At 60.0% G+C, this 14,350-nt stretch carries 6 protein-coding genes; 2 read left to right on the forward strand and 4 right to left on the reverse strand.

Annotated features, from left to right (window positions below; all coding sequences use genetic code 11):
• Positions 1-82: 82 nt before the first annotated feature.
• The 3 genes from NXS98_RS02345 to NXS98_RS02355 all read right to left on the reverse strand — a co-directional run bounded on the left by NXS98_RS02345 (position 83) and on the right by NXS98_RS02355 (position 3,462).
• Complete coding sequence (locus NXS98_RS02345; RefSeq protein ID WP_283846861.1) at positions 83-286, reverse strand: DUF6485 family protein; 204 nt, start codon at positions 284-286, stop codon at positions 83-85.
• 90 nt (positions 287-376) lie between these two features.
• Entirely contained in the window at positions 377-1,408 is a 1,032-nt protein-coding gene (locus NXS98_RS02350) for a DUF4388 domain-containing protein (RefSeq protein WP_283846862.1), read from the reverse strand.
• Positions 1,409-1,452: 44 nt separating this feature from the next.
• Entirely contained in the window at positions 1,453-3,462 is a 2,010-nt protein-coding gene (locus NXS98_RS02355; protein ID WP_283846863.1) for an Ig-like domain-containing domain, read from the reverse strand.
• 167 nt (positions 3,463-3,629) lie between these two features.
• Here NXS98_RS02355 and NXS98_RS02360 point away from each other — a divergent pair, with 167 nt between their 5' ends.
• Entirely contained in the window at positions 3,630-4,586 is a 957-nt protein-coding gene (locus NXS98_RS02360) for an RluA family pseudouridine synthase (RefSeq protein ID WP_283846864.1), read from the forward strand.
• Between the two features lie 42 nt (positions 4,587-4,628).
• Here the strand turns inward: NXS98_RS02360 and NXS98_RS02365 are convergent, their stop codons facing one another.
• Positions 4,629-5,618 (reverse strand): uroporphyrinogen decarboxylase family protein, encoded by a 990-nt coding sequence (locus tag NXS98_RS02365; protein WP_283846865.1) that lies wholly within the window; start codon positions 5,616-5,618, stop codon positions 4,629-4,631.
• A gap of 343 nt (positions 5,619-5,961) precedes the next feature.
• On the opposite strand from NXS98_RS02365, the gene NXS98_RS02370 reads away from it, so the two are divergent.
• The gene (locus NXS98_RS02370; protein WP_283846866.1) at positions 5,962-14,286 is read left to right on the forward strand and encodes a DUF2341 domain-containing protein; all 8,325 of its coding nucleotides are present in this window, start codon (positions 5,962-5,964) and stop codon (positions 14,284-14,286) included.
• Positions 14,287-14,350 lie beyond the last annotated feature (64 nt).

The raw sequence follows: 14,350 nt of genomic DNA on the forward strand, positions 1-14,350 counted from the left end.
ATTTAGTCTGATTTACTCTACATCCTTTGCGGCAAACCGCAAGTGCAAGCCTGCCTCCCCGCGAGGGCGGGGGGGGCGGCCATTAGATTTTTCCTGCGCCTACCAGCCGGGCAAAATGCTCGAAGGAGCGGTCATACGTTTGCTCGGCCTCGGCGGGAAAGCAACAGGCCGGAAGCTGCCGCATGCTGAGGTGGTAATGGAGGCATTCACAGCAGATGCCTTTGCGTGAACAAGGATGGTAGCTGCAATTGCAGCGTTTGAGGTTGAGCGCTTTTTTACATTCCATAAGCCTGAACGATGGCTGGCATTTTGCCGCTGGAGGGCCTTGAGCTGCAAGCCTGGTGTTGGACAGCGGGAGGGGGCAGCGGGGAAGGAATCAGGGCGTGGTGGGGATGCAAAGGATGTTGCGGCGCAGCAGGCCGACCAGCAGGCGGCAAACCACCAGGTCATTTTCCGGATGATGGTCAATGATGGCGCGGACCGTCCCGTGCAATCGGACCAGACCCACAATAAACATCTCCGGCGGACTTAATTTGGCCAGGGCGCCGCGGGGAAGATTGCCCACCGCCAATTTGGTTTCGGGCGGGGGCAGGGCAGCCAACAATCCCTCGATGGCTTCACTTTCCGCTTCGGCCTCGGCCAGCATGGTTTGCAGGGATTGCCCCTGAAGACTGGGCTCGATGGGATGCGCCTCGCCCGGCTGCCAGACGTAATCGCCGTGTTTCCAGCGGAAGAGCCGGTACAACGCGCGTTTGGCACTGGGCGCTGGACTGGAGGCGATGAAGGCATCGGCAATCTGGCCCTCGTTAATTTGCACCGCCCCAATATCACCTTCAATCATCAAACTGAGCACGCCGCTCTGGCCTGCGGCACAGAAAAAGCGGAGCAACTCTCCCAGCGAGTGTTCCTGCAAAGTGCCGGATTCAGGCAGCTCGTACAGGGGGCGTTTGAGCGCTGTGGTGTCCCGACGCGGAGGCAGGGACGTCACCGCTGGCGGCGGCGGGGCAGGCGCCTTGGTGGAAGTGCGCGGTGCAGGAGCGGGTTTGGCTGGCGCAGCCACTTTTTCGCCTTTGTCGGCGGCGCGTGCGCGGGCGGCTTTGGCCACAGGACTATATTTGATGACCTTGACCAGCATGAACCGCGTTTTGCCGATGCGCACAGCGTCGCCTTCCTTGAGCGGCGACTCGGCGCATTTCTTGCGGTTTACAAATACTCCTTCGGGGGCACCGGCATCTTGGAGGGTGACCTGGTCTTTGATAGCTTTCAAAACGGCCAGCGGTTTACCCGCTCCTTCGTTGAAACATAGTTCCTCGCCGCCGCCGCTGGTGATGATGAAATCGCCATCTTCCGGCAACAGATACTCCTGCCCTTTGGCCTTGCCCGTCAGGACATGAATTGCCAACGCCATGCCAGGGCAAGTATGTCCCGACTATTTCCCGGCTTCAAGTGGGATTACCAGCCTTCGCGCACCCGGTAGAAGCGGCGGTTGGGGTTGAGATTCCAGTCCTCGATGATGATTGTGCCGGTTTGGTTCCAATCGGAGCGCAGGTTGTACCATTGGAGAAAGTTCTCCGTGAATTCAACGGTATAGGGCATTTGGAGCTCCCCTTGAATTTCCAGACGAACATAGTTGCCAAAATGGCGGATTTTGCTCAGGGAGGGGCGTACGGGTTGGCCGGTGGTGGCAATGGGCAGTGTGGTATCGGCCACGAAGCCTACCACTCCCATAGCCCCGGGATAAGTCGTCGTATCCAACGTCACCACCTTGATAAAGCTGACCCAAGCCGTAAACTGGCGTCCTGGAGGCAACGTGCCGGCGGGGATTTGAATGCTGGTGGCCAGGCCATTGATGGCATTGGGGCCAAGCGGGTCGGGAGTGGAAAAGACAGTGTAATCCAGCCACTGATTCTGCAGCTCTATTTCGACCTGGATACGATCATTCGTGGTGGCTCCTGTGAACGGCTGCCATTGCAGGGTGAAGGGAGCTTGTGGGTTGATGGCCTGTGCCGCGGTATAATTGACGATTTGCGGGGCGCTGGGCAAAGCGGTGGCGGGCAGGGTCAGACTGAGCTGCCGCAGACCATCGTGGACGGTGTGGAGACGAAAGGTGTAAACGCCTGGGGGAAAAGCCGCATCGAGATTGGCCTGGGAGTTGGTGCCCAGGCCGCCTTCCCACTCTTCGCCCTCAAACACCAGGGGGAAACTATTGGGCCCCAAAAAGGTGGCATTGGTGACAGCGGCGGGCACGTTGGCGATGGCAAACGCGCCTATGACGAAAGGCAGCATATTGGTGGACGCAATGACGGTGGTGGGGTTGATTTGCTGGTAATTAGCTTGTTTATACATCACATACGCCGCCACATCAGGTGAACGGGTGCTGTTGCCGGTGGTAAACTGACCTTGAATGGTGGGAAGGGCATTCCCCGCCAGGTCGCGGAATCCAGTCTGCCCCCGGGGGTTCAAGGTGTAGGAAACCGTGGTGTTGGCGGGCCATAGGCCACTGGCGGGAAAACAAAACAAGGCCGTACGATCGCTGCTCCATTGGTAATTCATGGACAGCGCGGGATTCCATTGGATGGCATAAGTGGCCTGCATTGGCTCTGAAAATTTCAGAGCGAGGCCGGCATTAGGTGGGACATTCGCCTCCTGATTCCACGGCTCTTGGTCTTCCAGCCAGGGGGCCTGAGTATCCTGGGTCCCGGACGTGGTGAAGGATAATTGTGTTTCCCTCAAATAGCCGGCCACTGCCATGGCACCGGGATAACTGGTAACGTCCATGGCCACCGGCCGGAAAAACATCAGCATGACATTATAGATGCGGTTGGAGGAGAAGGTGTTGGCGGGAATGGTAATGGAAGTGGCCGTGCCATTCAAGGCTCCGGGGCTGCCGGGTTCAGGGGTGCTGAACACCATGTCCCAGGTTTCAGAGTCTTCCACTTGCACCAGAATCAAATCATTGGCGGTGCCTCCGGCCCAAGGGCTCCATTGGATGGTGAGCGGCTGCGAGGGAACCACTGCCTGGAGTGCATTGAAATTACTGACTTGGGGGATTGGGGGATAAGTGTTGCCGGAGAGATTCAAGGTAAAGGAGCGGTTGCCGTCGTTTCGGGTGGTCAGAGTGAGGACATAATTGCCACTGCCAAACGCGGCATCCATGTTGGCTTGGGAATTGAAGTCCATGCCAAATCTCAATTCGTTTCCATCGAGCACGAGGGAAAAATTTTGATTGGCTGGATTGCGCAAGTTGCCGGAGCTTAACGAATTCGGTGATGTCATGCTGGCAAACGCCCGGAAATTGGCAAAACGAGTGCCCGCCAGGGGCGTGACGGTGGAAGGCCCGGTTTGTTCATAAAACAGGCCCTTGAAAATGACGCACAAACCGGCGTCGGCAGCCGTCAGCCTGGCTGTCATCAGACCCAAGGCAATCACCAGCCAGCCGCAACACAACCAGCTATGCCTCATGGCCGAACCCCTAAACCAAGAACTTGGGCGCACCAATTTTGCAGAAATCATAAAAGAATCAGTGTAACTTTCTCCAGCCATTTATAAACCAACGGTTTGACGCATTCAAAGGAATTATGCGGCAGACAGACTTGGCATGAGGCCGTTTCCAGCGCAAAATCCATGGGGTGTCCGAGCGCTCGGAAACTTTTGTCATCGAAACCTCCCAACCCGGGGGGCGGTTGGATGTTTATCTGGCTGCCCGGTACCCGGCAGTATCGCGCGGCACGCTGCAACGGCTCATTGAGGAAGGATACATCCAAGTCAATGGCCAGCGCGCCAAACCTTCGCACAGCCCGCGGGCGGGGGAGGTGGTCTCCGTGCATTTTCCTGAGCCGCGGCCGTCCCACGTCTATCCGGAGGCCCTGCCGCTGGACATTCTCTTCGAGGACGAGCATCTGGTGGTGGTGAACAAAGCGCCGGGCATGGTCGTGCATCCCGGGCCGGGGAATGAGGAGCATACGCTGGTGAACGCGCTGCTCCATCACTGCGCAGGCCGGCTGAGTGGCATCGCGGGCGTGGCGCGGCCGGGCATTGTGCACCGGCTGGACAAGGACACCAGCGGGTGCCTGGTGGTCGCGAAAAATGATGCGGCACACCTTGGGCTTTCGGCACAATTCTCCGGGCGGCAGGTGGCCAAGCTTTATCATGCCGTGGCCTGTGGTGAAATTCCGCGTGAGGGCGGCATCCTGCGCACGGCGATTGCCCGGCATCCCACCCATCGCAAACGCATGGCGGTGGTGGACGAAGATGTGGGCCGCGAGGCGGTGACGGAATACCGCGTGCGCGAGCGTTTGCGCGGGGCCACGCTGGTTGAGGCGAGGATTCACACGGGACGCACGCATCAAATCCGTGTGCATTTTCAATATCTCGGCCATCCGCTGGCGGGTGATGCCACGTATGGCAAGCGGCCCACGGCGCGGCTGGCCGAGGCCACCGGCTACACGCCTCCGCGGGTATTGTTGCATGCGTGGGAATTGTCCTTTGTTCACCCGGTCACGGGTGGGCGGCTCACTTTTCACGCGCCCTGGCCGGAGGACTTTGCTGAAGCGGTGCAGGCCTTGGGGGGAACGAGCCGGTATTAGGCCATGGCGCGTGCGCTCGTGGAACTGCATCGCCGCGCCCGGTCAAGGGGCTTCGTCCACCGCCTTGAAAAAGGCGTCCAGATTGGCCAGGGGAGCGCGGGCGGGCACGTCGCAGCCGGAGGAGATGACAAAATTTCTGTGGCCTTGAGTGGCGGCCAGTAATTTGCGCGTCTGCTGCTCAACCTCCGCGGGGCTGGACTGCACAAAAACGCCGGTGGGGTCCAGGTTGCCACAAATCACCACGCTGGCAGGGGCTTGAGTTAAGGCGGCCGGAATATCCATAGGCGCACCGAAATGAAAGGTTTGCACTCCCGTTGCCAACAGCACAGGCAAATGCATCAACTTGGCGGCGCAATTATGATAAATCAGGGCAAATGAGGCAGTGGGCAGCGCCTCCACCAATTGCCGGATGTAGGCACAGGAAAACTCCTGCATCATGCGGGGTGAGAGCAGACCGGCTGCTGGTTCAGCCATGATGACCCCATCGGCGCCTTGGGAGTGAAAGGCGCGCAAGTAGGAGCGCAAAAAGTCGGTGCTCTTTTGCAACAAAGTGTGCATCAGTTCAGGCTCGGTGACGGTAAGTTCCATCGCCTCACTCACTCCGGCCAGGCGTGCGGCGAGGGAAAAGGGGCCTATGCATCCCCCAAAAACCAGGTATTGAGGGTAATGCCGGCGCAGGCGGGCCACCGTCTCCAGATAAACGGAGGTGCGTTTGGCTCCGGGCTTGGGAACCTCCAGTGCCTGCGCCTCGGCCAGCGAGGTGACCAGACGTCCGGTGACCGAGGGCACTTCCTCTTCAGCTTCATGCAGGGTGCAGCCAAACGCCTCGGCTTCCGCGCTCAAGTCCATGGCCGAGAGCACCAAAGGCGTATGGTAACGGAGGTGTAGGGCGGTTTGGGCCTGGAATTGAATTTCCGGGTTGTGGGTAACGTCGCTGACTTTGGCATGGGTCAGGGCGATGCCGGGGTACACCGCGATGGGCATGGCGAGCCGCCGCGGGGCGCTGAGGACGTACTGATTGAAGCATTGCATGGCGGGGAATCTACGAGGTTAACCACGGAGTGTCTATAACCTTCCTGCGTTGTTCACAAAGCCAATAAGGAATTGCTTTGGATGTTGTTAAGTTATTATTCATCAAAGAATTAGCACTATAAATGTATGGTCATACCAAGCTGTCTGTTTTTACTTAAAATACGCAAAATGGTGAAATTATTTCGCAAAATGGTGTTGATTTTCCGCTCAAAATGATTACTTAATTAAGTTAAATATTGTTCCACCGGGCAGCCAAGCCAAGTGGAGGCTTGGATTCGCATCGCCGATGCTGAACGCGGTGGGACAACGCAGTATTAGCAACCAACATCAATAATTGCAGCCCATGAAATCTGCGCGCTTGTCGTTCATTCCCACCTTGACCGGGCTTTGTCTGGCAGTGCTTTGGATGGCCGTCATGCCGGCTCAAGCCTACTACAATTTTCTCCTGCACCAATATAATTTTGAAGAAGCACCCAGCAGCACGATGGCCAATGACATTCTCAGCGGCGCCAATGGCTTGTTGCTCAATGGCACCGCTTTCAATGGTAGCGGCCAGTTGCTGCTCAACGATGGCGTGGCGGTCACCACGGCCCATGTGGCCCTGCCGGGCGGGTTGTTGAGCCAGTTGACCAATGTCACCGTGGAGGCCTGGGTGTATTGGACGGGTGGCGGCAACTGGCAGCGGATTTTCGACTTCGGCACAAGCACCGGCACGGCGGGGCGCCATTATTTTCAGCTCACCCCCAATGCGAATGGTCAACGGCTGCGGTTTGTGGTCAGCACCAATGGCAATGCCACTGGCGCCGAGCGCATGGTGGAGGCGCCCATGTTGCTGCCGATGAATCAATGGGCGCACGTGGCGGTGAGTTACAACTATGAGGCGCGCGTGGCGACCTTGTACTTGAATGGCCAGCGGGTGGGGTATGGCGTGGCGGACATTCCCCTGAGCGCCATCGAGCACACCAACGCCTGGCTCGGGCGCTCACAGTATTCGGCCGATGCCTATTTCCTGGGCCGGATGGAAGATTTCCGCATTCACGCGGCGGCGCTGCGCGCACCGGAAATTGCCGCCAGTTACGCCAACGGGCCACTGTCGGATGATGTGGATCCGGGGGCGTTGCAAGGGGTGCGCATCCAGGCGCCCACTTTGTATGCCTGGAGCAGCGCCCCGTTAAGGGTGCTGGCGGATTTTTCGGCGGTTACCAACGTGGATGTGACGGTGAACGAAGGGGTGCAGTACGTCTCCAGCAATCCCTCGGTCATCACCGTGAACAGCAATGGCGTGGTGGAGGCTCTGCGCGTTGGCTCGGCCACCATTTCGGCCACCTATGGCACCATGACGGCGTCGGTGGTGATGGAGGCGTTGAATCCGGACCAGGCGGTGTTGCGGCATCGTTACAGTTTCAATGAAAGCGAAGGCACAACGGTATTGGATTTGGTGGGCGGGGCGCACGGCATCGTGACCAATTTTTACAACAACAATGGTGGCGTCATCACCAATTTCTGGCGGGAAAGCGGCCGGCTGGTGTTGGCGCAGGCGGGGACCAATGCGGCGTATGTGGATTTGCCCAATGGGTTGATTTCAGGTTTCAGCGCGGTGACCTTGGAAATGTGGGTGGTGGCCAGCAATGCGCCGAGCTGGGCGCGGGTGTTTGACTTTGGCATGAGCACTGGCGGGGAGGGCGCCAGCGGCACGGGCACCAACTACTTGTTCCTGGCTCCACAAAACCCCATTCGTTTCGAGAGCAAGCAGGTGGACGGCAACCCCAATATGGTGGTGGTGGGGGACATGGCATTCCCGGCCAATCGGCTGGTGCACGTGGTATGCACCTACAATTACGCGCAGGGTCAGGCCCGGCTCTACGTGGACGGGCGGCTGGTGGGTTGGGGGGTGCCCGCCATGCCGTTGAGCGCGCTGGTGGATTTGAATGTGTGGCTGGGGCGTTCGCAATACGCGGTAGACCCGGCTTTTGTGGGAGCTTTTGAGGAATTTCGCATCTACGAAGGCACCCTCTCGCATGGGGATGTGGCGGCCAATTATGCGGCTGGACCGGAGATGCCTGCCACCGGCGGGCAGGAGACGGGGCTGGCGCTGGATGTTGGAGAGACCATGTATGACCAGCAGCAGGCCCGGGCGCTGTTAACCTACGACAATGCGGCCAATGTGGACATCACCCGCGCCCCCGGCGTGGTCTTTACCTCGGACAATCCGGCGGTGCTGCGCGTGGGGGCCAATGGCCTGTTGTTGGGCCAGCGCAACGGCACCGCCACGGTGACGGTGAGTTATCATGGTTTTACGGCGTCCCGCACCGTCACAGTGCAAATGGGCGGCGCGCCGCTGGTGCATCGCTATGCCTTTAACGCCCTCAGCGGCACCCTGGCGGAGGATTGCATTGGCAATGCCCATGGCGCACTGCTGGGAGGGGCTGCTTTGACCGCCAACGGCGCCGTATCCCTGAATGGTTCCTCGGCTTACGTGGATTTGCCCAACGGCATCATTTCCCGGCTGAACGACGCCACCTTCGAGGCATGGGTGATTTGGAATGGAGGCAGCAACTGGCAGCGCATCTTCGACTTTGGCAGCAACGTCAACGGCGAAGACAAGCAGGGGACGGGCGTGAATTACATCTTCTTGTCGCCGCGCTCGGGCTTGACAGACACCCCGGCGGTGTTTGGGGGACGCTGGCTGGGGGTGCCGGTGGATATGACCATTCGGGCTCCTGCCATTCCCACGGGGGTGCCCGTGCACATGGCCTGCACTTTTGACTGGAGCCGGAAGGTGGCCCGGCTGTTCATCAACGGCCAGTATGTGGGATTTGAAATCCCGGCGCGGCCATTGTCGAGCATTGATGATTTCAACAACTGGCTGGGGCGTTCCCAATTTGCCGACCCTTTCCTTAACGGTCAGATTTTGGATTTCCGTATTTATAACACCAGCTTGCGCGCGCCGGAAATTGCGGCGAATGCCGCCGCCGGGCCGAATGTGGGGGTGTTGCAAAATCCCGGGGCCTTGACGGCGTTGCGGTTGAGTGTGTCCACCAACGTGTTGGTGGCGTGGCAGGTAGGACAGCTCACGGCGCGGGCGGATTTTCAAAATGCCATGGATGTGAACGTAACGGTGGGGGATGGGGTGGTTTATACGTCCAGTGACCCGACGGTGGCGGTGGTCAGTGATTTGGGCCGCATCCAAACTCTGGCTGCTGGCACGACAACCATCACGGCGCAATATCCCGGCAGCGAGGTGACTGCCTCGGTGACCATTACGGTGGTGGCGGCGCCCACGCCGGTTGCCGCGGGAACCTTGTATGTGGATTTGCGTGCCACCAATGTTTCGGCGCTGAGTACCAACTGGATCAACGAGGGCACCCTGGGCCACTTCACGCGCCAGGGCACGGCGACGATTGAAACGCCGGCAGGCACGGCCTTCCCGGGTGTCTTTTTCAATGGCTCGCTGGCCTATGTAGGGCCGGCGGCAGGGAGTGATTTGGCAGGCAATAGCGACCGCAGCATTGAAGTCTGGGTGCTGAATCCTGCGATTGCCACGGAGGAAACGTTGGTCTCGATGGGGGCCCGCAGTCTGGGGGATCGGCAAAATGCGTCGTTCAACTATGGGAGCAGCACCGGCGCCAGTGGTTATGGCGCCATCGGCTTCTGGGGAGCGGCCAATGATGTGGGGTGGCCAGATGCTGCCAGTATTCCTGCGGCCGGCCAGTGGCATCATATTGTTTATACCTACAATGGCTCACGGCTGGCGACGGTTTATGTGGACGGACGCTTCGTGACGTCCAAGACCATCGGGGGCGATTTGGCCACGGACCCAAATCGCACGGTGAACATTGGAGCGCAGCGTTCCGGCTCGTCGGTGAACCAGCTTTATTTTAGTGGTTACATCAATGCCGTACGGGTGCACGGTGGACTGCTCACGGCCGACCAGGTGCTTACCAATTATCTGGCCGGTCCGGTGCGGCCAGCCGTCAGTGTTACGGCTCTGGCCGCCTTCAACATTCGCACCAATGCGGCGGACTTGCGCGGGCAGCTTTTGGGCATGACAGCCCCCAGTGCGGTCTCTGTCTATTATGGGCGGACTGATGGAGGGACTAATAAACAAGCATGGGAAGGCGTGGCGGACCTGGGGGTTATTCCGTGGGGCAACTTTGTGGCGCCGGTGAGCGGGCTGACGCCAGGCAGCCGTTATTACTTCCGCGCCTATGGCAGCAACAGCGTGGGGGAGGCGTGGTCCTCGGCGGCCACCTTCGTCACTTACGGCCCGGCATGGGTGGAAAACACGCGGCTGAAGACGCTTACCCCGGCTTATGCGCATGTGGCGGGCCGGCTGGTGGCCACCAATGGGTTGCCGACGGAAGCCCGCTTGTACTGGGGCGCCGTGGATGGCGGCACCAATGCTGAGGCGTGGTCCAATGTGGTGAATCTGGGTTTGCAACCGGCTGGGGAACTGGTGGTGAAAATTGCCGGCTTGCAGGCAGGCACGACTTATTATTATCGCTGGTCAGCCGTGAATGAAGGAGGGCAGTCTTGGGCGCCGGAGACGGCCAGTTTCACGCCGCGCGCGTTTCAGCCGCTGGGTTATGCCTACGTGATGCGGCACACGCTGGCTGGTTACAACCGTGGCACCATCCTGACGAATTTCCCGGTGTTAATCCGGCTGAACGAAAGCATCCCGGGTTTCCAGTACAGCCAATTCCTGTCGGGGTCTTCTGACCTGCGCTTTACCGAGCCGAATGGCGGTGAACTGAATTACGAGATTGAGAGCTGGAATCCGGCCGGAGACTCGTTTGTGTGGGTGCAGGTGCCGGAGCTGGCGGCTGGGGCTTACATTGACATGTATTGGGGCAAGGCGGGAGTTTCCTCGCCGGCTTACACCACCAATGGGGCGACCTGGAATGACGGTTTTGCCGGGGTATGGCACATGACCAACGCGGTAGTCCGCGACTCAACGCCCAACGGCTACCATGCCAATTTTGTCAACAACCCACAAAACGTCACCAATACGGCAGGCATCATAGGACCGGCTCAGGAATACGCGGGCACGGCCAACAGCTACACCGCGGTGGGGGTGATTAATTTCACCAACCTGACGTTGTCCGCCTGGGTCTGGTGTGCCGATGCGAGCCGCGACGGCATGTTCATGTGCAAGGACGGCACGCCGGCACTGAATTATGGTGACCTGTATTTCTGGCAGCAGGGCGCGAATTTGCGCATGGAAGTCTATAACTGGGGCGGCGATGTGCAAATCCCGCTGGCCAATGCGGGCGGCCCCGGACAGTGGATTCATCTGGCGGCCACGATTCATGGCATACGCCATGAAATCTACACCAATGGCGCCCTGGCCGGGGTGTGGTACAAGGCCGGGCCGGGGGTCAACAACAACCAGTTCCAACTGGCTGGCTCCATGAAGCAGTCCGGACGTCATCACAAGGGCAAACTCGATGAAATGCGTGCCGAATGGGTGGCGCGTCCAGCGGATTGGATTTGGGCCTGCTACCAGAACCAATTGGCTCCCAGCCAGTTTGTACAGGCCGGGGCGGTGGTGGTGCGCCCCTTGCCGTTGACCTTCGCCTCACCAGCGGTTCGGGACATCACACCCACCACGGCCAGCGCCACGGTTCGGGTATTGTCGGATGGCGGCAATGGGGTGACAAGTTGGGGGGTGGCCTGGGGGGTGACCCCGCAGCCGACCGATAACTACGCTTTTGCCGTGGGCATGACCAATGCGCCGTTTGAAGCGGCGTTTAATTTGACCAATCTACAGCCCGGCACCCGTTATTTTGTGCGCGGCTTTGCCAGTAACGCCGTGGAGGGCGTGGTAGCTTCGGTGGACAGCGAATTCTACACCGAGCCGCTGCCGGCGGAACAGGTGGTCTTCAGCGAGGTGCGCAATCGGTCCATGACCGTGGGCTGGACGCCGGGTGTGGGAAGCAGCCGCTCGGTGGTGTTGATGCGTGAAGGCGCGCCGGTGACGGCACAGCCCGCCGACGGCGTGGCCTACGCGGCCAATCCCATATTTGGACGCGGCACGCCCATGCCGGATGGTTCCTATGTGGTGTATGACGGCACCGGCAGCACGGTGACCGTGACGGATTTGAACAAGAACACCACCTATTATGTGGCCGTCTTTGCGGCTGCCGGCGAGGGGGCACTGCTGAATTATCAAATTGCCCTACCCGCCGAAGGCGCGCAAACCACCGCCAATGAGGCGCTGCTCGAAGTGGCCGGCGAGCTGTTGATTGATTTGAATGTCAGTCGCGGTTTGCAAGGCAATGCGGCGGGTCAGGTGACGAACTGGTTGAACTATGGCACGGCGGGAGGCGCGTTCAGTGTGGATGGCGCCCTTAGTACCGTGCCGACTTACGGCGTCGCCAATGGCCAGCCCGCGCTGCAATTCAATGGGTCTCAGCATCTCAAAGCCACCTTCACCGCACCCCCGCAAATCACTGGACGCGAAAACGGCGTGGGACGCAGTTTCAGTGTGGAGTACTGGGTGTTTAACCCGGCGGTGAGCGCTGAAGAGTGGGTCTTCAGTTGGGCGCGCCGCGGCGGGCCGGACGGCACCTATGCGGCCGTGGGCTATGGCACGCACGGCACTTGGGGATTGGCCGCGCATTGGGGGGCGCCGGACCTGGCATTTGGCGAGGGCATTGGTCCCACGGGCGAGCCTTCGATGCCGCCCGCCGGGCAGTGGCATCACATCGTGGTGACTTATGATGGCACCTGGCAACGGGCGTACGTGAATGGGGTGCTCAACGCGCAGGAAACCAAGAATCTGAACATTTATTCCGGCGACCCGGTGACCTTGGGCCAGCCTTATGAATCCAGTTATGCTTACAGCGGCTCAGGCATTTCCTTCTCCGGAGCGTTGGCGGCCTTGCGAGTGCATAGCCGTGCTTTGACGCCGGGGCAGGTGCGCGACAACTTCAACATGGGCATCAGCCTGGGGGCGGGTGGGGTGCCGGTGGCCATTCTGGGCCAGCCGGAGCCCGCGGTTATGGCGGCGGAGTATTCCGCGGCCACGTTCAGGGTGTTTGCTGCGGGCACCGAGCCGGTGACCTATCAATGGTACCGTAACGGCAGCCCTGTGACGGGCGCGACGGCGCCGGCTTACCAGATTCCGGTGACGCGGTTGTCGGATGATGGCGCTGAATTTTTCTGCGTGGCCCAGAATGAAGTCAATGGCCAGGTCTATAGCGCCACCAGTTCCGTGGTGACTTTGACGGTGAAATCCGCGGTGGCCAGCCTGAAGCATAGGTACAGCTTCAATGTCGGGGCGGAAGATTCCATTGGCGGCGCGCATGGGGAATTGATGGGGGCCGCGGCAATTCAGAACGGCGCGGTGGTCTTGAACGGCACGGCGGGCACGTATGTCAATTTGCCGGCCGGGCTGATGAGCAATTACGCCGCCATCACCTTCGAGTTCTGGGCCAGCTTTGGTCCGAATGGTAACTGGTCGCGGGTGTATGACTTTGGCGATCAGAACCCCAGCAGTCTGGGCCGGTATTACGTCATGTTCACCCCGCACAGCGGGGCCGGAGATACCCGCATGAGCTATGGCGATGCGGACCCCGGGTACTTGCATGAATTGTTGGTGACCCGCCCGGGCGTGTTGGATGGGCAAACCAACGTGCACGTGGCCTGCGTCTATGACCCGCCCAACGGTGTGATGCGCATGCACATCAATGGCGAATGGGTGGGCAGCACCCCGCTGGATTTCCCGCTCAGCTCCATTCGTAACGTCAAATCATGGCTGGGCCGGGCGTTGTATGAGGGGGACGCGCCGCTGAATGGCTCTATTGATGAGTTCCGCATCTACGACACTGCGCTGCCCGCCGAGCGCATACGCCAGAACTACGAGCTGGGGCCGGACACCCTGGCGCCTGCCGCGCCCATTGCGATTCTGGCTCAGCCGGCCAGCCGCACCAACCTGGTGGGCGAGGCGGTAAGCTTTGCGGTCGTGGCCACCTCGCCTTATCCGATTGATTATCAGTGGTACTTCAATGGTATTGCCCTTGCGGGGGCGAATCAGCCGTCCTATGGCATCGGCACGGTGACGCTGACCAATGCCGGCGCTTATTATGTTGTGCTGAGCAACGCGGTGGGGGTGGTGACCAGCGAGGTGGCCACACTGACGGTCATCAGCCCGGTGACCGCCGGGGATGACGGTCCTTATGCGGTGGCAAACCATCAACCGGCCACCATTCCGTATGCGCGCCTGTTGACCAACGATGTCGGCGGCCCGCAGGCGGTGTTGACGGTCATTGCCGTGGACGGCGCCAGCACCAATGGCGCGGTAATTGTAACCAATGAAACCGGCGTGGTGTACACACCTGTGCCGGGTTACACGGGTGAAGATTCGTTCACTTACACCGTAAGTGACGGACAGGGGGGCACGGCCACTGCTCGAGTGCGGTTGTGGGTGGTGGCGGGCGAAATACCGCCGCAGGACCATCTTAACCTGGTGGTTTCACCGGGGCAGGTGCATGTCCGGTTCACGGGCACGCCCGGGGTGGAATACCAGGTGCAGCGCGCCGAGCAGATTCAAGGGCCATGGCAGACGGTGTTGACGATTGTATGCCCGGCCCATGGCTTGATAGAGTTTACGGATATTGCGCCGCCGACCGCGGCTGGCTTTTACCGGATGGCAAGCCGGCCGTGAGAATGAGGGCGTGGGGTAAAGTCCGCGGCCCTGAACGCCGCGGAAAGCGCAGGGATGGTTGGCG

It is taken from the genome of Fontisphaera persica (assembly GCF_024832785.1).
GTDB classification, from domain to species: domain Bacteria; phylum Verrucomicrobiota; class Verrucomicrobiia; order Limisphaerales; family Fontisphaeraceae; genus Fontisphaera; species Fontisphaera persica.

Excerpts from the sequence above, each read along its gene's own strand:
- NXS98_RS02345 (WP_283846861.1), bottom strand. The coding sequence starts at position 286 with ATGGAATGTAAAAAAGCGCTCAACCTCAAACGCTGCAATTGCAGCTAC.
- NXS98_RS02350 (WP_283846862.1), bottom strand. The coding sequence starts at position 1,408 with ATGGCGTTGGCAATTCATGTCCTGACGGGCAAGGCCAAAGGGCAGGAG.
- NXS98_RS02355 (WP_283846863.1), bottom strand. The coding sequence starts at position 3,462 with ATGAGGCATAGCTGGTTGTGTTGCGGCTGGCTGGTGATTGCCTTGGGT.
- NXS98_RS02365 (WP_283846865.1), bottom strand. The coding sequence starts at position 5,618 with ATGCAATGCTTCAATCAGTACGTCCTCAGCGCCCCGCGGCGGCTCGCC.
- NXS98_RS02370 (WP_283846866.1), top strand. The coding sequence starts at position 5,962 with ATGAAATCTGCGCGCTTGTCGTTCATTCCCACCTTGACCGGGCTTTGT.